Below are 20218 nucleotides of genomic sequence, written 5' to 3' on the forward strand. Positions count from 1 at the left end.
ACAAGCCTGGTCGGCGCGGGCCTCTCGTGGATCGCCCGCGCGGCCCCTGTTCGGCGCCGATACGGCGGATCCCCGGCATCCACCGTTCGGTGGATGCCCACGAACACGATCGAATGTCGTGGCCCCGCCGTACCCTGGCCCCAGGCAGTGGCTCAGCGATCGGGTCGGGGTGTTCGATGGCAGGCAAGACCGACTTCAAGAAGACCTTCGACGGTTACCGCGCGCGACGGGACCGGTTCAGGATCCTCGACCTTCCGGACCTGAGCTACCTCATGGTCGACGGCCATGGTGATCCGAACACCTCCCCCGCCTTCGCCGAAGCGATCGAGGCTCTCTACCCGGTGGCGTACAAACTGAAGTTCGCGAGCAAGCGCGACCTCGAACGCGACTACGTAGTCCCGCCCTTGGAGGGCCTGTGGTGGGCGGAGGACATGGACGCGTTCACCACCGAACGGGACAAGTCACGCTGGAGCTGAACCCTGATGATCATGGTCCCGGACTGGCTCGACTCGGACGCCTTCACCACCGCCGTCGCACTGGCCGGGGCCAAGACCCCGCCGGCACGCCTCGACGACGTCCGGTTGGAGCCCCTCTCCGAGGGCCGCTGCGTCCAGACCCTGCACGTCGGCCCCTTCGACGACGAGGCGGAGGTGCTCCACCGGATGCACCACGAGTTCGTCCCCGAACAGGGCCTGCGCATGGTGGGCAGGCACCACGAGGTCTACCTGGGTGATTTCCGTCGGGTCGCTCCGGAGAAACGGCGCACCATCCTTCGACAGCCGGTGACCACCTCAGCACCAGGAGCCACCGGAGAATAGGGCTTCGCTGGAGCCCTCAGCGGATCCTTCGGGCCTCGCTACAACATCCGAGGAAATTCGGCCATGGGGGCAACCGGTGAATTCTCTGACCGGAACCGGTCACCGGAATTCACGGCTCGACCCTTTGCGCGTCAAGCTTCTCCATGTTCTTTTATGAACTGGTAAGTAATTAACGACGATCGCGAAGGACACCCATGACCAACATCCCCCGGTCCGGTCTGAACAGGCGTTCCCTCCTGCGCGGGGCCGCCCTCACCTCGGGCGCGGCCATCCTCGGAGGCTCCCTCGGCACACTGGGCGCCACCGCCGCCTCCGCTCAACCGGGCAACCCCATCCAGGCCGCCGCCCCGGAGCTCTACTGGCGCGGCGCCTGGAACGCCCGCGCACCTCGCTCACCCATCCAGGTGCTGGCCAACGCGCCGACCTACATCGTGGTCCACCACACCGCCACGCCCAACAGCACGGACTACTCGCTCGACCACGGACTGAACCTGTCCAAGTCGATTCAGAACTACCACATGGACTCCAACGGCTGGATCGACGCCGGCCAGCAGCTCACCATCAGCCGCGGTGGGTACGTGATGGAAGGACGCGACCGCACCCCGGAGGCCATCGCGGCCGGTCAGCACGTCGTGGGCACCCACGTGGCCAACTACAACAGCTCGGCCATCGGCATCGAGAACGAGGGCACCTACACGAGCGCGAGCCCGACCCAGGCCCTGACCGACTCCCTGGTGGAGACCCTGGCCTGGCTGTGCGGCGCCTACGGGCTCAACCCGAGCGCGATCGTCGGCCACCGGGACTTCAACGCCACCGCCTGCCCCGGTGACGTGCTGTACGCCATGCTCCCCGACCTGCGCAACCGGGTCACCCAGACCATGGGGGCGCTCGACATCCCCATCGCCGCCGCTCGTGCCCCGGGCGAGGACGGCCCCACCTACCCGACGGTGCCCGACGACGAGCCGAGCCACGAGTTCTACCACGGTCCCCTCCGAGGCGCGGACGACATCTCCCACTAGCCGACACCCCATGTCGGGGACGTAGAGGACATCACCCCGTTCGGTGTCGCTCTCGCCCATCCCACGGTGCCCACCGTCCCCCGGTGGGCACCGTTTCCCTTCCCACCCGGTTCCGCTGTACGCACGGACTCTGCGCGGCGCCCCGCGCCCACCGACCGCCTGTCCCCCATGAGAGCCACACGCAAGTGTCCACCGCGTGGTGACGACCCCGAAAGCCCGCATCCGTAGCGTTTTCCCCACAGCCGCGGTGATCCGTCCGTGGACTCGGTGAAGGGGAAGAACATGAAGCTGTTCCTACAGCTACTGGCCGTCATGGTGGCCGGTGTCGTCGGTGGTCAGGCCGTCATGCTGGTCGAGGGCGACCCATGGCTCACCCTCGGGCTGGGCCTGCTGACAGCGGTGCTCACGCTGGCCCTCTAGCGGTGGGTGCTCCGCCTGACCAAGGATGTGACCGTCACGGACGTGACCCGCGAGGGTGTCTTCGCGGGTCTTGGCGGGGGGACGCTGGTCGGTGTCCTGCTGTTCGCGTGCGTCATCGTCAACATCGCCTTCCTCGGCCACTACAAGGTCGACGGCATGGGGTCACCGACCGGCGCGGTGGGCTTGTTCGGTTTCATGGCCGCCGCCGCGGTGACCGAGGAGGTGCTGTTCCGCGGCGTCCTGTTCCGGTTCATCGAGAGGGGCGCCGGAACGTGGATCGCGGTGGTGGCGTCCTCGGTGTTGTTCGGCCTGTGGCACCTGCCCAACCCGAACGCGAGCCTGTTGGGCATCGCCATCATCACGGTCGGGGCCGGTGGCCTGCTCGCCGTCGCGTACGTGGCCACCCGCAGCCTGTGGCTGCCCATCGGCATCCACTTCGGCTGGAACTTCGCGGCCTCGGCGATCTTCAGCACCGAGGTCTCCGGAAACGGCACCCCCGCGGGCCTGCTGGACGCCACCACCTCGGGGCCACTGCTCATCACCGGCGGCGACTTCGGGCCGGAGGCGAGCCTGTACTCGCTGGTGTTCCTCGTACTCGCGACGGTGGTGTACCTGTGGGTCGCCCGTCGGCGCCGGAACCTGGTGCCCATGCGTCGTTCCGATCGCGTGGCCGCCGCTACACTCACCGGATGAGCGCTCTTCTGCGCGTCCCCGAGCTGTGGCGCCGGCTCGACGTCACCATCCGGGACCTCCCCCTGGTCCTCCTTCTCTTCGTCCCCTCGTTCATGCCGATGTTCTTCAACTACGGCACGCAGGTCGGAGGGGTGCCGGACCGGCCCTTCGACGCCATCGCCGTCGTGGTGATCGCCCTACAGAGCTTCCCGCTCGCCCTTCGTCGGCGGTGGCCCACGCTCTGTCTGACACTGATCGCGGTCGGCTTCGCCGTCGACCAGCTCCTCGGCTACCACACGGTCGCCGGCACCGGCCTGGCCATCGCCGTGCTGAGCGCGGGGGTGCACCTGGAGCGGCGGCGACGCCTCACCGCGCTGCTGTTCTCCCTGGCGTACCTGCCGTTGGCGGTCGTGCTGTACCAGATCGGCACCGGTGAGCCGGTGAGCGAGTTCGTGGTGTTCTACCTGGCGGTGGCCCTGGTGTGGGGCATCGGTTCGTGGGTGCGCTCCACCCGGATCGCCGAGGCCGAGCGCCGTCGCCGGGTCGCCCAGGACGCCTTGGCCGCCGAGCGGGCCCGCATCGCCCGCGAACTGCATGACGTGGTGACCCACCACGTGACGGCCATGGTGGTGCAGACGGAGGCGGCCCGGTACCTGACCGCCGCTCCCGACCGTCTCGACCAGGCTCTCTCCTCGGTCACCGACACCGGCCGTCGAGCCACCTCCGACCTGCGGCGCCTGCTCGAACTGATCGACCCCGACCACGGCACCGATCAGGGCGCCGAGACTCGCATGCCGCATACCGGTGTTCTGTCGGAGCTCGTGGAGCACACCCGCGAGGCAGGTCAGCCGGTGGAGTTCTCCGAGGAGGGCACCCCCGCCGAGTCGTCGGGCAGCGCCGACTTCGTGGCCTTCAGGGTCGTGCAGGAGGCCCTGACCAACGCGCTCAAGTACGCACACGGCACCCCCACCTCGGTTCGGGTGCGCCACGGAAAGAAGGAGATCACGGTGCGGATCGACACGGACGGGTCCGGGACTCAGGTCTCGTCCACGGGTGGGAGCGGACGGGGTCTGACCGGCCTGCGCGAACGCGTCGAGGTGCTGGGCGGCGACTTCAGCGCGGGTGAACGTGACGGTGGCGGTTTCGCCGTGGAGGCTCGCGTGCCCGTGGGAGGCCGCTCATGAGCGAGACCATCCGGGTCCTGGTCTGCGACGACCAGATGCTGATCCGTACCGGTCTGACCACCGTCATCGACGCCCAGCCGGACATGGAGGTGGTCGCCGAGTGCGGTAACGGCAAGGAGGCGGTCGACCTCTGTGCCAGGTCGAAGCCGGACGTGGTCGTGATGGACGTGCGCATGCCGGTGCTCGACGGCATCGAGGCAACCCGTCTGTTGGCCGGGGTCGGGGTGGCCGAGCCGACCAAGGTGCTCGTGGTGACCACGTTCAACCTGGACGAGTACGTGTACGAGGCACTGCGCGCGGGGGCCAGCGGTTTCCTGCTGAAGGAGGCGCCACCGGCGCAGCTGCTGCACGGGATCCGGACCGTGTCCACCGGCGCGGCGCTGCTGGACCCCGAAGTGACCCGGAGGCTCGTGGGCACGTACGCCGCCCGAGTCCGACCGGTCGATCGGGATCAGAAGGACACCCCGTTGACCCCCCGCGAGCTGGAGGTGCTGCGCCTGATGGCGGAGGGTCTGTCCAATCGGGAGGTCGCCTCCGCGCTCACCCTGAGCCAGGAGACGGTGAAGACCTTCGTGTCACGGATCCTCACCAAGCTGAACCTTCGTGATCGTGTGCAGGCGGTCATCTACGCCTACCGTCAGGGTCTGGTGGCCTGACCCGTTCGGGCACGGTGACCGCTCCCCGAGAAAAACGACGGGGGCGCGACTGTACGCGTGCGGCACCGGGTAGTCGAACAGGCCCGGAGCGCAGGAGGTCACCCGTGAAGATCGGCATGGTCACCGACGGCGTCCACGTCGTCTCCCACGCACACGTCAACTGCTACCTCGTGGAGGACGACGACGGGGTCACCCTCGTCGACGCGGGTCTTCCCTCCATGTGGCCCATGGTCCTGCGGACCCTGGAGCGATGCGGCCGCACACCGAAAGACGTGCGCGCCCTGGTCCTCACCCACGGCCACTTCGACCACGTGGGGTTCGCCGACCGGGTACGGCGGGAGTTGAGGGTGCCCGTGTTCGTCCACACCCGGGACGAACGTCTGGCCGCCCACCCGTACAGGTACACACCTCAGCGGAATCGCTTTCTCTACCCCCTCACCCATCCCCGGTCCCTGCCGGTGTTGGCGCGGATGAGCCTGGCGGGAGCCCTGAACGTGCGAGGGGTGGAACGGGTCGAGCCGATGACGACCGGCACCGCCCTGCCGGTACCCGGGCGGCCGGTGCCCATCCACACCCCCGGCCACACCGACGGTCACTGCTCGCTGCACCTTCCGGGTCGCGGCACCGTCATCAGTGGCGACGCCCTGGTCACGCTCGACCCCTACACCGGTCGTTCGGGCCCCCAGATCGTGGCGTCCGCGGCGACCAAGGACACCCACCAGGCGCTGGCGTCCCTGGACGCCCTGGTCGCCACGGACGCGACCCTCGTCCTGCCGGGCCACGGCCTTCCCTGGGCCCGGGGGATCAGGGCGGCGGTGAGCCGAGCCGTGGACGTGGGCGAGCACTGATCAGGAGGGATCGGCACCGAGCCGGCGCAGGAAGTCGAGGTTGTCGTACTGGACCCATTCCTCGGCCAGCAGACCGTCCTCGTCGTAGCGGAAGAAGTTGATCAGTTCGAGCCGCATCGGCTTTCCGGTCGGCTCGATGGGTCCGATGGGCGAAGCGTCGAAGCGGGCGGTGAACACGCCCGACATCGACGTGCGAGCGGCGATGAACGCGCCTTCGGCGACGAGTTCCCTGCGCTCACAGGCGAACCCCTCGAAGGCGCCCCGCATCGCCGCGAAGAACGACCTGAGCTCCACGTACCCCATGTCGCCGTCCGGTCCGTGGAAAACGAAGTCCTCCGCGAAGTACCGGTCGAGCTTCTCGTCGTCGGCCACCGCGATGGCCTCGCGACCGATGCGGACCAACGCCCGAGAGCGCTCGTCGTACCTGGTGTCGTCGGGCGAGATGAATTCACTCATGGCGGGTGTCCCTGTCTCTGGTGCTTCTACCGTCGATGGTTCCAACACCTCCCCGCCATAGGGCTAGTCCCTAACTGATATGCAGGTCTTCGTCGATATCCATAACCTTTCCGCATGGCTAGGCTGGGGCGATGCCCGACATCTCGATGAGTTCACTCCGTGTCGTACGCGCCGTGGCGACGCATAAGTCCCTGAGCGAGGCCGCCCGGGTCCTCGGGTACTCCCAACCGGCGGTCTCACGCCAGGTGGCCGCGGCGGAGGCCGCCGTGGGCAAACGGCTCTTCGTCCGCCACCCGCGCGGTGTGTCCCTGACCCGTGCGGGCACCGTGGTCGCTCGATTCGCCACCGAGACCCTCACCCGACTCGAACACCTCGAACAGAGCATCGACGAACCGGCCTCCGACCGGGAACTGCGGTTGCGGGTGGGGGCCTTCCCGGCCGCGAACGCCGCCCTGCTCCCACGGGCCCTGGCCCGTCTGACGGAACAGCACCCGAGGTTGGCCTTCACGTTGGCCGAGGCGTCGTCCCCGGCCCTCGTTCAACAGGTCTCCGCCGCGCGCCTCGACGTCGCGGTCGTCGCCATGGGGCAGGGCCTGCCCCAGGCGGCCTTGGAAGGCCTACGGACGACCCCTTTGGAGACCGGCGAGCTCTGTGTCGGTGTACCGACCGGGCACCGACTCCACGGCACGTCCCGCGTCCCCCTCGCGGAGATCGCGAACGAGCCGTGGATCGTCGGGCGGGGATCCCGCGAAGAACCACGCTTCGGTGCCTGGCCGACACTCGCCGACCCCGTCGTCCGATGCCGTGCCCGCAGCTGGACCGCCCGGCTCGGCCTGGTCTCCGCGGGGCTCGGGATCTGTCTCCTGCCGGAGATGCTCGCGCCCTCGGTACCCGCGGGCGTCGGCGTCGTACGCGTCGATGACCCCACGTGGCTGGGCCGGTCGGTGTTCGCCGTCACCCCGTGGGAGACCACCGAACTCCACGAGCTGGTCACCGGCTCACTTCGCGAGGCGGCCTCGGCCATACGCGAGGAGACGCCCTGACCCGCCCCCGTGCGTGATGGCGTGGGTCAGTGGGCGGCGCGACCCTTGCCGGCGGTGGTGACCAGGTCGCTCTTAGGGAGCTCCTGCCCACCGGAGACGGCCTCGGCCCACGCCTCGGTGTCGGCGACCGCGGCCCAGTTCGAGTGCAGCAGGACCATGAGGGTCTCGTGCACCTGCCGGGCGTTGACGCTACCGGCCTCGTTGGACATGTGGATGGCGCCGGTCGCGTCGGAGAGGACCTCGATCGCGAACCCGAGCCGTTCGGCGTCGGCGGCGCTGCCGAGGACGCAGTTGTTGGTCATGTAACCGACCAGGGTGACCGTGTCGATGTCCTTCGCGCGCAGCCAGTCCGTCAGGTCGGTGTCGGCGAAGACGCTGGAGAGGTTCTTGGTGACGTGCTTGGCCGCGTTGCCGGTGCGGGCCCTCACGTCGGGCTGGAGTTCGTATCCGGGGGTACCGGCCACGAACGCCGGGGCGCCCTCGGGGTACTGGTGTCGGACCACGACCACCGGCACGTCGGCCCGCTCTGCCACGTCCAGGCTCTGGAGGATCCGGGCGAGGGACTCCTCACGGGGCGGGTACTCGATGTTCAGCGGGCCGTCGAAGTACTCCTGCTGGACGTCGACGAGGACGAGGGCTCGGCGCGGAGCGGACATGGTGCTCTCCTTCACGTTCGGGTCGATGCGAGGCGGACGACGCCTCCGATTCCGATCCTCGCCCTCCATGACGGGGTAGCGTGAGTGGCATAGATGCACATCTTCGATGGAATCAGGACAACCCATGCGGATCGCCATTCGCGTCTTCGACGGGATCACCACGTTCCACCTCGCCGCGCCACTGCTCGTGTTCGGGGAGCTGTCCCGTCGGTACCCGGACACGGGCTGGAGCATGGAGGTGTGGAGCGACGACGGGCGCCCTGTTCGCTCCGAGGAGGGGGTCGGCGTGGGCGACCTGCACGGCCCGGCCGTCGCCGAGCGCGCCGACCTGCTCGTCTTCCCCTCCTGGCCGGTCCACCTCCCAGAACCCGAGCCCGGGTTGAGAGATCTGATCCGCGCCGCGCACTCACGGGGAGCGGGGATCGTCGGGCTGTGCCTGGGGTCCTTTCCGGTGGTGGGCAGCGGGATCCTCGACGGACGTACCGCGGCCACGCACTGGACGGCGGCGGAGGAACTGGCCGCACGTCATCCCGCCGTCCGGGTGAGCCCGAACGCGCTGTACCTGGACCACGGGGACGTGCTCACCTCGGCGGGCACGGCCTCCGCGCTGGACGCCTGCCTGCACATCGTCCGTTCCCGGCTCGGTTCGGAGGTCGCCGCCACCGTCGCCCGACACCTCGTGATCGCGCCTCATCGAGAGGGTGACCAGGCCCAGTACATCGATCGTCCTGTTCTCGACGATCCCGAGGAAGGGGCCATCGGCGGGACGATGGCGTGGGCGTTGGAGAACCTGGACGAGCGTCTGTCCGTGGAGGTGTTGGCCGGGCGCGCGAGCATGAGTCCCCGCAACTTCTCGCGCCGCTTCCGCGAGACCACGGGGGTGAGTCCGGCCCGCTGGGTCCTGACCCGTCGACTCGATGAGGCCCGCAGGTTGTTGGAGACGACCGACCGGCCCATCGCCCACGTCGCCGCGGCCTGCGGGTTCGCCAGCCCCGTCACCTTCCGGCAGAACTTCACCGCGCGCTACGCGACCACGCCCACGTCCTACCGGAACCGCTTCACCGACCACGTCGAAGCCCCCGTCGAGCATTCCGTGTAGTCGATGCCCCGGCCTCCGAGGTGGGGCTTGCACGTGTCCCTCCTCGTTGTCGCGCCCCCGCGCACATGTCGAACGCGCCGGGTTTCCGGACGCTAGGGAGTTCCCTCACCCCAAAATGGGAGGGAACCCTACATTCTGGGACATTTTTAGGAAAAACGGTCCTTGCTTTTGCCGAAGTCGTGCCAGGAGAAAACAGGAAAAAAGGGAGAAACTCTCTGGTCAGGTCGAGATCAGGTGCCTACCATCCCAACCCAGAAGGAAATTTTCCCTGAGTTACCCCTCACAAGTAGATAGCTTTCCTTTCGGAGGTCCCCCATGTGCGACTCCTGCTCGGCTTCAACCCCCGCTCCGAGCGGAGCCGAAAAGTCCCCCAACCCTCTGAGCCGCCGCGCCCTGTTCGGCACCGGTGTGGGTGCCGCGATCGCGGTCGCCGGTATCGCCGGTGCCACGCCGGCACACGCCTCGGCAATGAACGGCGCCTGGTGCAACCCCGCCCTCGGCTACTTCCCCAACGGAGGCCACTACGGCGCGCCGCGCGGCAATGTCACCCACGCCGGGCAAGACGTCACCAACTCCAGTGGCACGGCCGTCTACGCGGCGGCGGCCGGAACCGTGATCCGCCGTTCCTGGGGCGGTGGCCTTCCCGGCCGCACCGGCAACGGCATCGTCATCTCCCACGGCGGCAACGTCTACACCTACTACGGTCACTTCGACGCCTACCGGGTCGCGCTCAACGCCTCGGTCTCGGCCGGGCAGCGCATCGGCGACATGGGCACCACCGGCAACGTCACCGGACCCCACCTGCACTTCGAGACCCACACGGGTGGGTTGGGGCCGACGACCAACCCGGTGCCGTTCATGACCGCGCGAGGCGTCGACCTGGGTGGTGGCTGGCCGAAGATCGACCCGGAGTCCAACGGGGCTCGGGTCCGGGCCATTCAGTACCTGATGAACCAGCGGGGAAGCTCGCTGGAGATCGACGGCTACTACGGGCCCGTGTCGGTCAACGAGGTCAAGGCCTTCCAACGTGGCCAAGGGTTGGTCGACGACGGTCAGGTGGGCCCCCTCACCTGGCCTCACCTGATCTACACGCTCGACCAGAGCTCGGCCGATGGATCCCACGTGCGCGGGCTCCAGCAGGTGATGAACAAGCGAAGCGCCGGGTTGTTGGTCGATGGCAACTTCGGCCCGGTCATGCACTCCGCGGTGCGCACCTACCAGAGCCTGAACCGTCTGGTCGTCGATGGTGAGGGCGGACCCATCACCTGGAGAGCGTTGGTGGGCTGACCGGCTCTTGCCAAGCGTCGGTCGATTCCGTGAGTGATCGGGCCGGCGGCACCTCGAACACGTTCGAGGTGCCGCCGGCCGCGGTTCTGGTGCCCGTGGTCAGAGCAAGAACCCGACCGCCTCGACTACCGCTTGGCCTATTGCCGCCACAACCGCCGCTCCCGGGAGCAAAACCACGTTGATGGCCAGAGCGGGCACGCTCCGCCTCCGGCGCGGGGCCCGATGACGGCCCCGGGGCTTGGCTGAGGCCATGCCGGGGAGATCGGTGAGGAATGCCTCGTCGGCGGCCCTTGCCTCCCTGCTCTCGCGGGCTTCCCTCTCGGCTTGTCCCCTCCGTTCACGAGCCACGATCATCCAGTGCGGGAGCGGGCCGTGTTCAAGCATGTAGGCGACCCGGGGGTTGTCGGGCATCTGCCGGAGCAGCCGTTCCTGCCGGGCCTGGTGCGATTCCGGCCGGGGGTTCACGGGGCGGAAGGGGCCAGGTCGTGGGGTGGTCGGGCGGGCAGATCCCGGCCGGGAGAATCGCTGCCCCCGAGGTGCGGCCAGGACGGAGCGCACCCTGTTATTCGCCGCTGTCATGCCCGGCCCGTCGCGGAAGGGGGCCGAAGATGTGGTGAAGGTGTGACTCTGAGTCCGGGCATGCGGCACAATGGCCATGTCGGCAACTTTCTCTTCGAATCCGGGTTGGTTGACGGCCTGCTCTGGGGGTGTTCATGCACCCGCCAGAGCTTTTTCGTTGGGGGCCTCAGGCCGCGTCCGGCGGCTCGGGGTCGAACCGGGTGGAGGTGCCCAGGTGGCGGTGGGCGAGCCGACGCAGGAGTTCGGTGCGGCTAGGAGCGGTGATGCTTTCGAAGCGGTCACCCTCCCCGGCCCAAGTGAGCGGGCGGCGGGCCACGTATTTCTCCTGGGGCGGCCGGCCCTCGATGGTCAGGTCCCAATGCCGGTAGATCAGGGCGCAGAGAACTCGTTCGGGGATGGGCAGTTCGCCGTCCGTTGAGTCCTGGGCCGGTGCTGGACGTGGAACGACCATCCGAGGGCCGGCCGTGTCGACGCGGCCGGGCGTGGGGTGGTCGGCGACGGCCTGGTCGATCAACCGCGTGGCCAGCTCGGCATCCCCTTCCTGGTGGGCGATGCGCAGCGCGTCGCCAATGAGCGGAAGCCGGTTGCGCAGGGTGTGGGAGTACCAGTCACCGAGCTGCCCGGGGGTCAGGTGCGGCGGCGGGCGCAAGGCGTCTTCGACGGTGGACAGCAGGTTTCCGGTGTGGGCGTCGAGCATCAGATCGCCACCTCCAGCCGGTGGAGTCCGACGAGCGCGGCGGGAAGGACTTCCGAGGGCACGGCCTCCAGCGGCCGACGAGGAGCCGGGATCAGTGGCGGACGAGGCGAACGCGGTTGGTTTGTCTCGGCAAGGGTTCGAGGAGACGAGGCGTAGATACGCACCCGTCCGGCCTTACGGGGGCAACGGTGGTGGATCGGCTCGGCGGCACGATGGCGTACGTACGTCGGCTCGGACAGGTTCAGGTAACGCGACATGGCGCGGCTCCTGGCGCTCAGGGTTCCGGGCGGTTGGTCCGACCGGGATTTCAAGTTAGCCTCATCATGGAACCTGAATTTCCGATTTTCGAGACTAAGCTGAAATCCGGTCCGGGAAATCCCGGAATGTCTAGTTCAAGACAACCAGGATCTAGGATTCGAATCGCGACCAGCTACTTGGAGAGAGATGACGACGCAGCGCTACAGCCCTACTGTCCGCCGCCGACGCCTATCCGATGAGCTTCGACGCCGTCGCGACGCCGCGAGGATGACCCTTGACGAGGCTGCTCCAGCTGCTGAGATGTCACGGACCACGATCAGCAACATCGAATCGGGTGTGAAGAAGCGCCCTCAAGTTCACGAAGTCAGGGCCTTGTTGGACGCCTACAAGGTGACCGAGCAGCAGGAACGTGAGGAGATCCTGAACCTGGTCAGGCAGTCGCGCGAGAGTGGCTGGTGGTCCAGGTACCGGGACGTTCTCAGTGGAAAGTTCATCGGGTTCGAGGCTGAGGCACACGTGATCAGTACTTGGGAACCATTGGTGATCCCTGGCCTGCTTCAAGTCCCCGAGTACTCCCGCGTCCTGGCCAGAGCGGCGAGAGTCGGAGACGAACACAGCATTCAGCGCGCTGTTGATGCCCGACTCGAACGGCAGCGCATCCTCAACAGCGACCCACCAGAGTTGTGGTCGGTGTTTTCCGAGGCGTCACTACTCGCGTTGTCAGACCACCCTGAGGTACTGGAAAGACAAGTCTCCTACCTGCTGGATGCGGCGCAGGCTCCGACGACCACCATCCAGATGACTCCTGCTTACCGGCTGACACCAGGACTCGGCGGACCCTTCGTCATCATGGATTTCCCCGAGGCAGTCGACCCGACGATCGTCTTTCTGGAGACTGACACCGACGGGTTGTACCTGGAGGAACCGGACGAGGTGGCGCGTTACCGCAACACCTTCGGCCATCTGCGCATCGCGGCCCTCACCCCGGATGAGACCGTGGCACGCCTGACAGAAATGATCACCTAGGGACGATGATGAACTCGACTATCCCCGCCTCCGCTTTCCGTAAGTCTTCCTACAGTCAGCCCCAGGGGCAGAACTGCGTTGAGGTCGCAGACCTGCCAGGTGCCTCAGCGATGCGGGATACCCAGAACCGGCAACTTGGCCACTTGGCGTTCTCTTCCTCGGAGTGGGCTGCGCTTTTGAGCGCTACGGTCAAGGAGTAGCAGGGCAGCCGAATCCCCGGAGAGGGCACCCATGAGCCTAATTCCCACCCTCGACACCCTCGACTTCCGCACCTCCAGCTACAGCGACCGCAGTGACTGTGTCTCCGTTGCCGACGTCCCCGGAGGCGCTGTGGTCCGCGACTCCAAGCACCCTGAGCGCGGCCACCTTCCGTTCCCAGGGACGGAGTGGATCGCGCTGCTGCGCATCACTCGACCCTAGAAAAGAGGGAGCCCCACAAGAGTGAGGGCTCCCTTCGCTTGTTCCCGCGAACACTACGCCCTGCCTATAACTCGTTCTTCGACGAGTGCGAGCTCTTCCGTGCAGAGTGGCAGGGAGCAGGATTCGCCGACTCTTTGGTGGCCACAGCTGGTCAGGGGTTCGGGACGTTGTCCTTCTGAACCTGGGACGTAAGCGCGAGCAAGGTTGGGTACGAGCCGAAAGGCGCCCCTACCTCCAGCGAAGGACTCACACGTGCGCACCCACACCGAAGAACTCACGTTCCACAAGAGCAGCTACAGCACTACTGCGCAGGAGTGTGTCGAGGTCGCTTGCTTCCGAAAGTCGTCCTACGGCGGCTCAGGCGACAACTGTGTAGAGGTCGCCGATCTCCCGGTCGGCGCAGCCGTGCGCGATACCCAGAACAGGCATCTCGGACACCTCTACTTCGGGAACAGCCACGAGTGGCAGGCCCTCTTGGCCGTGGCCCGCTCCAGCGGGCAGTAGGGCTGAACAGCACCTGACCGACCGCACCTTGGATCGGATCGCCTGTTCGGCCCCGATCCACCACGGAGACGACGAACACCGCGCCACCCACCGTTCGATGGATGGCGCGGTGTTCGTCAGGTCGGCCCTGCGCGCTGGTCTATGCACTGGTCGGTGCGGTGGCGGTCTCGGCGGTGTCGTTCTTGCGCAGACGCTTGGTGGAGCGACGGAACGCCCACACGATCACCACCGCGCCCACCGCCGTCAACGGAAAGCCCGTCACCGTGTCGGCGACCGCGAGCCAGGTCGTGGAATCAGCCATGTAGAGCCACTGCCGCACGACGAACCGGCCGGCGAGCATCACCATCACCGCGAAGGTCGCCAGATCGTGCACCAGAAGCACGCCCCGCTCCTCACGCCAGGGGTTCTCACCACCATGGACGGCGTTCCAGATGACCCCGGTCAACGGCCGACGAACCACCAACGTCACCAGCAGGATCACCGCCCCCACCAGCGACGCCCAGATCCCGATCAGGAAGAAGTCGTTGGCCGACCCGGTCGCGGCCGACACACCACCGGCCACAGCCACACCGAAGACCCCGCCCAACGCGGCCATGACCTGCTCACCACGCCACAGCCGATACACGGCCAACAGCAGGGCCACAGCGATCGCGGCCCCGATCGCGGCCAACAGTGAAAGGAAGGGGACTGCCATCGCGAAGACCACGACCGGCAGAACGGAGTAGATCATCCCCGAGGTACCACCCAGGCCCTTGAGCACTTCCTGCTTGATGTCCACCGGCTGCTCGGAGTGCGCGTCCCGCACCTCCTGCGCGTTCCGGTCTTCCTGCTCGAAGTTCGTGATCGCGGTCTGGTGACTCATGGGGGCTTCTCCTGCCTTCGAAAGTTTTGAAAGGGGCGGTTCGGCCTTTAAGCGGTTGCTCCTCTGTTCTCCTTCTCTTGTATTCAAGCCGTTGGGGCGTTGGCCCGGCAGTGCCCTCACGTCAACACCCGCGCATGACATTCCTGGGGGCGCACCCATGACGTGGTGTCACTGGTCTTGGCTCCGCCCCTGGTCATCACGCTCCGCCCACACGCGAACACCCGGACGGGTGGAGCCGTCCGGGTGTTCGGTTCTTCGCGGGCGCTCAGCCCTGATCGGCTAGCCCTGTTCGGTCCGTCCTCCCAGGTGCTCGGCGAGGAAGCGCTCCGCGGAGTCGAACATGGTGATCAGGTTCTTCGGGTGCACGAACCCGTGCCCCTCGTCGTCGAAGACGATGTACTCGATGTCCACCCCGCGAGCGCGCAGCCCTTCGGCGATCTGATCGGACTCGGCCCGCACGACGCGGGAGTCGTTCGCGCCCTGGACCAGCATCAGCGGTGTGCGGATCTCGTCGATCCGGCTGATCGGCGAGCGGGCGAGCATGTCCGCCTCCTGCTCCGGGACGTCGGGGTCGCCGACGTAGCGGTACCAGTTGTTGGCCAGCGCGGGACGGACGAACTCGGGCTGGGTCCGCATGTAGTTCGCCAGGTTCGAGACGCCGACGTAACCGACGGCCGCGGCGAAGCGGTCCGGAGTGAAGGTGACCCCCACCAGCGTCGCGTAGCCGCCGTAGGAACCACCGAAGATCGCCACCCGCTCCGGGTCGGCGTAGCCCTGCGCCACCGCCCAGTCCACGCCGTCGATCAGGTCGTCGTGCATCTTGCCCGCGAACTCGCCGATCGCGGCCTCCATGTGGGCCTTGCCGAACCCGGTCGATCCACGGAAGTTGACCTGGAGCACCGCGTAGCCACGGTTGGCGAGCAGTTGCACGGAGTGGTCGAACCCCCAGCTGTCCCGGGCCCACGGCCCGCCATGGACCAGCAGCACCATGGGCAGCCCTACGGGGTCCAGCCCTACGGGAAGTGTGAGGTAGGACGGCAACTCCAGTCCGTCGCGCGCGGTGATCGTGACCGGCCGCATCGGTGCCAACGCCTCGGGGTCCAGGTGCGGGTAGGGCCGGAACAGCAGCCGGCTCTCACCGGTGGCGTGGTCGTAGAACCAGGTCACCCCGGGGTCGCGGTCGTGCGTGAAGGTGACGACCCACCGCTGTCCGCTCTCGTCGGTGGACACGGCGGAGAGGTCTCCCTCGGACAGCTTCTCCAGGTTCTCCAGGACCTCGGCGAAGTGCGGGTCCAGTGCGTGGATCACCTGCCGTTCCCCGAGGTAGCGCACCCCGAGCAACTCTCCCCGCCGGCCCTGGATCAGCGGTGGGGGGAGTGTGGGGAAGACCAGGGACCGGGTGTCGATGTCGAGGGTGGGGTGGCTGTCGACCTCGGTCCCCTCTCCGGTGGCCAAGTCGACCCGCACCAGCCGGGTACGGTCGGTGCCCAGGTGGGAACCGATCCACATCCCGGTGCCGTCCGGCGTGATCGTGGTCGGGAAGACGCCCAGGGGGTAGTCGGTGCCGTCGAGCCACTCGCTCTCCTCGGCCATTTTGAGGGCCGCCAGGTGCTCGGGGTCCTCCTCCATCGACACGATCTCCCCGGAGGCGATGTCCAGCTCGTGGGTCTCGATGCCCCCGGCCGCCCTGCCGATCACCAGCTTCCTCTTACCGGGGCGCCCGGCGACGGGCTCGAAACCGATAACCCTGTCTCCGGGGAACGGTGTGAGGTCGACCGTGTCAACATCCGGAGAATCCAGGTCCACGCGGTACAGGTGCCAGTTCTCGTCACCGCCGACGTCCTGGAGGTAGAGCAGCCAACGGGGGTCGTCGGCCCACTCGTAGCGGATCACGCTGCGGGTCTCGTCGTTGGTCACGCAGCGCGGCTCGGTGTCGGTGTCCAGGTCCTGGAGCCAGACGTTGAGTTGGTTCCTCCACGGGGCCAGAAAGGCGACCTGGGTGCCGTCCGGCGAGATCAGGGGCCGGGTGCGCTCCGGTGAGCCGAACATGTCCTCGACCGAGATCAGGGTCGGCAGTGCCATGTCGTTCCTCTCGTTGGTGTCTGGAAGTCGCGGTCCGGAGCCGGCGGCGCCGGGCCGACCTCGGGCCCGGGACGCTCCGGCTCGACCACCGCGTCCACGACACAGTCTTTTGCGCGTCGCGTGTGTCCAAAAGTGATGCCGCGTCATGACTTGGACTCCACGAATGTCACGGGCGGGAGATGACACACCGCTACTGGGCGACGCACGGGTCGAGACGGGAGAATCGTGGGGGCGGGGCACCACCGCGGGCACCCTTGGTTCGCGGTCGGTCTGATCTGGACAGGCCCTCCGTGCCAGGACCATGCCGTCCCCTGCGGGAGTACCGCTTCGGCGCCGACTCGGGAGATGCTTCAGCGCCGCTATGTGTACGGCTCCGCGACCACCGACGCCCTGCTCGGTGAACCCGACCATGTATCCATAGGCCCGCTAGGAGCACGCATAGAGGTGCGGCGAAGCCCCTGGCACGCGAAAACCCCAGGTCGAGAGCGCGTTGAACACGCACTGACCTGGGGTTTTTCTGGCGCCCCCGGGGAGCGAACCCTGAACCCACGGACGAGAAGTCCACGGGACCGGGGGATTTCGCGCCGCTATGTGGCGGTTTGTTCCAGCCTGGCCGGGCCCTGTCGTGTTACCGGAGACCCACCGGCGAGGGCCGGTCTCCACTGAGCCCGGCCCCGTCCGCGGACGCGCACGGCTACGCTCCCGCGTTCCGTTCGACGGCGTCCATGTGGTGCCCGTATCGGGAGAGCCCTCTGTTGCACACCGCTCCCAGAACACACATGGCCACCAGGTAGCCCACGACCGACCACGCCGAACCGGTCAGGGCCAGCAGACCCGTGGCGACCAGCGCCGACATGGAACCGAAGATCATGGCGCACAGCTGGTAGGTCAGCGAGATACCCGTGTAGCGGGTGCGGGCGGGGAAGGATTCGGCCAGGACCGAGCCCACGAGACCGTAGGAGCCCGCCATGCCGATGCGGACGACGCACATCACGCCCCAGATGAGCACGACGCTACCGGTGGCCATGAGTCCGAACAGAGGAATCGACGCGACCGCCACCAGAAGCATGCTCCAGCCGATCACCCGGCGCGCGCCCACCCGATCTCCCAGCAGAGCCAGGACGGGGACGGAGAGGAACTCCGCGAGCGAGGCCACGGTGATGGCGTTGAGGAGCATGCTCTCGGACAGGCCGAGGTCCACGGTGCCGTAGGTGATCACGAAACTGGTGACCACGTAGTAGCCCCCCACGCCGACCGAGAGAAGGCCGATACCCATCAGGATCTGGCGCCAGGAACCACGGACGGCCTCGACCGCGGGACGCTGTGAGACGCCCTCGGTGCGCTGGAGTTCGGTCATGACCGGTGACTCGTCGACCTTCATCCGGATGGCCAGGCCGATGACGACCATCACCGCGCTCAAGAGGAAGGGGATGCGCCAGCCACCATTGATCAGGAAGTCCTGCCCGATCAGGCTCAGCAGGGCGAACGACCCGGTCGCCAACAGGGAGCCGGCGGAGGAACCGAGCTGGGCGAACGAGCCCAGGAAGGTGCGACGTCGCGCGGGGGCGTGCTCGACGGCCACCAGCACCGCGCCACCCCACTCGCCGCCGACGGCGAACCCCTGGAGCAGTCGCAGGGCCACCAGGATCACGGGCGCGGCCATGCCGATCTGCTCATAAGTGGGCAGCAGACCGATGAAGAAGGTGGCCACACCCATCAGGAGCAGCGTGGTGACCAGGATCTTCTTGCGTCCGACCCGGTCACCCATGTGCCCGAAGACCAGAGCGCCCAGGGGCCGGACGAAGAACCCGACCGCGTGCGTGGCGAAGGCCGCCATGACCCCGATGAACGGGTTCTCGCTGAGGGGGAAGAAGAGGGGGCCCATCAGGAAGGCCGCGGCGATGGTGAAGACGTAGAAGTCGTACCACTCGACCGTGCTGCCGATGAAGGATCCGATGGCGGCCCGGCGCGAGGAGCTGGTGACCTTGGCGGAGGATGTGGTGGCGGTCATCGACTCTGCACCGTCCGTCCGTGGTCGTCGGTCTCGAAGGAGACCGCGGGGGACCAGGCACCGGTACCGCTGTCGTAGTCGGGCCAAGGCAGCTCGGTGGGCGGGAGGAAGTCCGCGGGCAGCAGGGCCGGGGTGTCGCCGCGCTCGGCGCGACGCCGGTCGAACTCCTCCTTGGCCCGGGCCAGGGTCTCGGGGTCGCGCAGCAGATCCAGCAGGGTGCCGGCCACGGTACGCCCGGCGGTGTCGATGGTGGGGTCGATGGCCTCGGGCATGCCGCCCAGGGCGTTCATCACCCAGGACGGGTATCCGGGCGACCCCTGGGGCACCTTGAGCGCGGGGCGGGCCACGTAGAAGCGCACCGTGGGGGCGTACCAGGTCATCTCGACGTAGTCGTCGCTGGTCCAGTTGGTCTGCCAGGACGGCATGTGCTCACGCAGCGACCGCTCGGCCTCCCTCGGCTCGATCAGGCTCTGGCACTCGTCCAGGAAGGGGTCTTCCATGGGTTCGAAGCCCAGGCTCTTCTGGATCATGCGCGCCGCCTCGACGGCCTCGGGGCCGTAGGTCGGGGCGCCGACCTCCGCCAGGTTGCGGAACGTGGCCTCCGCGAGGGTGTGGTTGGTGATGCCCGGACGGTTGCGGGCCACCCAGCGTGTGGACAGGCGTGCGTGGGAGGCCTGGGCGGCGTGCTCGGCGTTGCGGTCCAAAACGGTGAGCACGCGTTCGGCCATGTCCAGGTCCGGGCAGCGCCACGAGTACTGGATGGAGGCCACTCGTGCGGGGAGGTTGTCGGCGGTGGCCTGGCCTCCGGGGAGCAGAGCCTCGGTCAGGGACCAGCCGCCGTGCGAGGGCAGCATGGACTCCTGGGTGGTCTTGGTCAGTGAGTACATCGTGAACAGGGCGGCGTTGGCGCCCGGAGCGCGTGCGGAGGAGTGCGAGGCCGGGATGGGACTGGCTTCGTCGGCCGCCAGCCAGGTCTCGGGTTCATCGCAGATGAAGGTGTACACGCGGCTGTAGTAGGAGCCGCACTGGGTGTCCCACCGCGTGGTGTTGCACAGGGGGAGCATGTAGAAGGGGTGGAAACTGATGATCGCGTCGACGTCGTCGTAGTAGCCGCGTAGACCGTGGACGACCTTGGATCCCTGCACCTTCTCCGCGGGCTCGCCGGTGTAGCGCAGGGTGCCGCCGATTCCGTTGCGCTTCATCGCGTCCTGGGCCGCGAGCAGCCCCGCCAGGGTCGACATGCCCAGGGCGGAGTGGGGGTCGGTGTGCCCCGGCGCGAACTCGCTCTGCCCCTCGCGCGGCTCACGGTTGGCCACCGGCGCCTGGGAGTTACCGGGAACCGCGTCGTACTCGGCGTAGGTCAGCAGGGTGGGGCCGGGGCCGTTGCTCCAGGTGGCGGAGAAGGCCGTCGGCATGCCGCCGCTGCCCTCCTCGACCTCGAAGCCGTGTTCGCGCAGGGTCCGCACGTACCAGGCGCTCGAACGGTACTCACGCCAGGCGGGTTCGGCGTAGTCCCAGATGGTGCGGTGCCACTGTGACAGGTGGTCCTTGTGGGCATCCATCCAGGCATGCGCGTCGCGTTTGGCGGTGTCCATAGGTGTTCTCCTCCGATGTGTCGAGC

22 protein-coding genes and 1 pseudogene are annotated in these 20218 nt (G+C 67.7%); 14 read left to right on the forward strand and 9 right to left on the reverse strand.

Going from position 1 to position 20218, the window contains the following annotated elements; genetic code table 11:
• Window positions 1-176 precede the first annotated feature (176 nt).
• The 7 genes and pseudogenes from ABZ717_RS08185 to ABZ717_RS08215 all read left to right on the forward strand — a co-directional run bounded on the left by ABZ717_RS08185 (window position 177) and on the right by ABZ717_RS08215 (window position 5617).
• Window positions 177-818 (forward strand): annotated as a pseudogene (locus ABZ717_RS08185) (GyrI-like domain-containing protein).
• 194 nt (window positions 819-1012) lie between these two features.
• On the forward strand, window positions 1013-1837 hold the full coding sequence (locus ABZ717_RS08190; protein WP_358507199.1) for an N-acetylmuramoyl-L-alanine amidase: 825 nt from the start codon (window positions 1013-1015) through the stop codon (window positions 1835-1837).
• A gap of 282 nt (window positions 1838-2119) precedes the next feature.
• Complete coding sequence (locus ABZ717_RS08195; RefSeq protein WP_358507201.1) at window positions 2120-2257, forward strand: hypothetical protein; 138 nt, start codon at window positions 2120-2122, stop codon at window positions 2255-2257.
• 42 nt (window positions 2258-2299) lie between these two features.
• Window positions 2300-2950, forward strand: coding sequence for a CPBP family intramembrane glutamic endopeptidase (locus tag ABZ717_RS08200; protein ID WP_358507203.1), 651 nt, complete (start codon window positions 2300-2302; stop codon window positions 2948-2950).
• Window positions 2947-4113, forward strand: coding sequence for a histidine kinase (locus ABZ717_RS08205; RefSeq protein WP_358507205.1), 1167 nt, complete (start codon window positions 2947-2949; stop codon window positions 4111-4113). The genes ABZ717_RS08200 and ABZ717_RS08205 overlap by 4 nt, the downstream gene beginning before the upstream one ends.
• The gene (locus tag ABZ717_RS08210) at window positions 4110-4769 is read left to right on the forward strand and encodes a response regulator transcription factor (protein WP_358507207.1); all 660 of its coding nucleotides are present in this window, start codon (window positions 4110-4112) and stop codon (window positions 4767-4769) included. The genes ABZ717_RS08205 and ABZ717_RS08210 overlap by 4 nt, the downstream gene beginning before the upstream one ends.
• Window positions 4770-4873: 104 nt before the next feature.
• A complete protein-coding gene (locus ABZ717_RS08215; RefSeq protein ID WP_358507208.1) occupies window positions 4874-5617 on the forward strand; it encodes an MBL fold metallo-hydrolase in 744 nt (247 codons plus the stop codon).
• Here the strand turns inward: ABZ717_RS08215 and ABZ717_RS08220 are convergent, their stop codons facing one another.
• The gene (locus ABZ717_RS08220; RefSeq protein ID WP_358507210.1) at window positions 5618-6073 is read right to left on the reverse strand and encodes an ester cyclase; all 456 of its coding nucleotides are present in this window, start codon (window positions 6071-6073) and stop codon (window positions 5618-5620) included.
• A gap of 131 nt (window positions 6074-6204) precedes the next feature.
• Between ABZ717_RS08220 and ABZ717_RS08225 the strand changes: the two genes are divergently transcribed.
• Window positions 6205-7116, forward strand: coding sequence for a LysR family transcriptional regulator (locus ABZ717_RS08225; protein WP_358507212.1), 912 nt, complete (start codon window positions 6205-6207; stop codon window positions 7114-7116).
• A gap of 26 nt (window positions 7117-7142) precedes the next feature.
• Here ABZ717_RS08225 and ABZ717_RS08230 read toward each other — a convergent pair whose 3' ends face one another.
• Entirely contained in the window at window positions 7143-7772 is a 630-nt protein-coding gene (locus ABZ717_RS08230) for an isochorismatase family protein (RefSeq protein ID WP_358507214.1), read from the reverse strand.
• 124 nt (window positions 7773-7896) lie between these two features.
• On the opposite strand from ABZ717_RS08230, the gene ABZ717_RS08235 reads away from it, so the two are divergent.
• Together ABZ717_RS08235 and ABZ717_RS08240 are read left to right on the forward strand one after the other, a co-directional pair.
• Window positions 7897-8871 (forward strand): helix-turn-helix domain-containing protein, encoded by a 975-nt coding sequence (locus ABZ717_RS08235; RefSeq protein WP_358507216.1) that lies wholly within the window; start codon window positions 7897-7899, stop codon window positions 8869-8871.
• Between the two features lie 315 nt (window positions 8872-9186).
• Window positions 9187-10158 carry a peptidoglycan DD-metalloendopeptidase family protein gene (locus tag ABZ717_RS08240; RefSeq protein WP_358507218.1) on the forward strand — a complete coding sequence of 324 codons (972 nt, stop codon included), beginning with the start codon at window positions 9187-9189 and terminating at the stop codon, window positions 10156-10158.
• Between the two features lie 99 nt (window positions 10159-10257).
• Here the strand turns inward: ABZ717_RS08240 and ABZ717_RS08245 are convergent, their stop codons facing one another.
• From ABZ717_RS08245 to ABZ717_RS08255, 3 genes are all read right to left on the reverse strand, one after another.
• Window positions 10258-10569, reverse strand: a complete 312-nt coding sequence (locus ABZ717_RS08245; RefSeq protein WP_358507220.1) for a hypothetical protein — start codon at window positions 10567-10569, stop codon at window positions 10258-10260.
• 334 nt (window positions 10570-10903) lie between these two features.
• Entirely contained in the window at window positions 10904-11434 is a 531-nt protein-coding gene (locus tag ABZ717_RS08250) for a hypothetical protein (protein WP_358507222.1), read from the reverse strand.
• Complete coding sequence (locus ABZ717_RS08255; protein ID WP_358507224.1) at window positions 11434-11691, reverse strand: hypothetical protein; 258 nt, start codon at window positions 11689-11691, stop codon at window positions 11434-11436. Before ABZ717_RS08255 ends, ABZ717_RS08250 begins: the two co-directional genes overlap by 1 nt.
• Before the next feature lie 187 nt (window positions 11692-11878).
• Between ABZ717_RS08255 and ABZ717_RS08260 the strand changes: the two genes are divergently transcribed.
• From ABZ717_RS08260 to ABZ717_RS08275, 4 genes are all read left to right on the forward strand, one after another.
• Entirely contained in the window at window positions 11879-12718 is an 840-nt protein-coding gene (locus ABZ717_RS08260; protein WP_358507226.1) for a helix-turn-helix transcriptional regulator, read from the forward strand.
• 8 nt (window positions 12719-12726) lie between these two features.
• Complete coding sequence (locus ABZ717_RS08265; protein ID WP_358507273.1) at window positions 12727-12918, forward strand: DUF397 domain-containing protein; 192 nt, start codon at window positions 12727-12729, stop codon at window positions 12916-12918.
• 31 nt (window positions 12919-12949) lie between these two features.
• Window positions 12950-13138, forward strand: coding sequence for a DUF397 domain-containing protein (locus tag ABZ717_RS08270; protein WP_358507228.1), 189 nt, complete (start codon window positions 12950-12952; stop codon window positions 13136-13138).
• Window positions 13139-13390: 252 nt separating this feature from the next.
• Window positions 13391-13642, forward strand: coding sequence for a DUF397 domain-containing protein (locus ABZ717_RS08275; protein ID WP_358507230.1), 252 nt, complete (start codon window positions 13391-13393; stop codon window positions 13640-13642).
• A 139-nt stretch (window positions 13643-13781) separates the two neighbouring features.
• Here ABZ717_RS08275 and ABZ717_RS08280 read toward each other — a convergent pair whose 3' ends face one another.
• From ABZ717_RS08280 to ABZ717_RS08295, 4 genes are all read right to left on the reverse strand, one after another.
• A complete protein-coding gene (locus ABZ717_RS08280; RefSeq protein WP_358507232.1) occupies window positions 13782-14504 on the reverse strand; it encodes a DUF3159 domain-containing protein in 723 nt (240 codons plus the stop codon).
• 279 nt (window positions 14505-14783) lie between these two features.
• Complete coding sequence (locus tag ABZ717_RS08285; RefSeq protein WP_358507234.1) at window positions 14784-16586, reverse strand: S9 family peptidase; 1803 nt, start codon at window positions 16584-16586, stop codon at window positions 14784-14786.
• A 694-nt stretch (window positions 16587-17280) separates the two neighbouring features.
• Window positions 17281-18597: an MFS transporter gene (locus tag ABZ717_RS08290; protein WP_358507235.1), complete on the reverse strand. Its 1317-nt coding sequence runs from the start codon at window positions 18595-18597 to the stop codon at window positions 17281-17283.
• Complete coding sequence (locus ABZ717_RS08295; protein ID WP_358507236.1) at window positions 18594-20192, reverse strand: hypothetical protein; 1599 nt, start codon at window positions 20190-20192, stop codon at window positions 18594-18596. The genes ABZ717_RS08290 and ABZ717_RS08295 overlap by 4 nt, the downstream gene beginning before the upstream one ends.
• Window positions 20193-20218 lie beyond the last annotated feature (26 nt).

Origin of the sequence: Nocardiopsis sp. NPDC006832, assembly GCF_040635885.1 — a bacterium.
Taxonomy (GTDB): domain Bacteria; phylum Actinomycetota; class Actinomycetes; order Streptosporangiales; family Streptosporangiaceae; genus Nocardiopsis.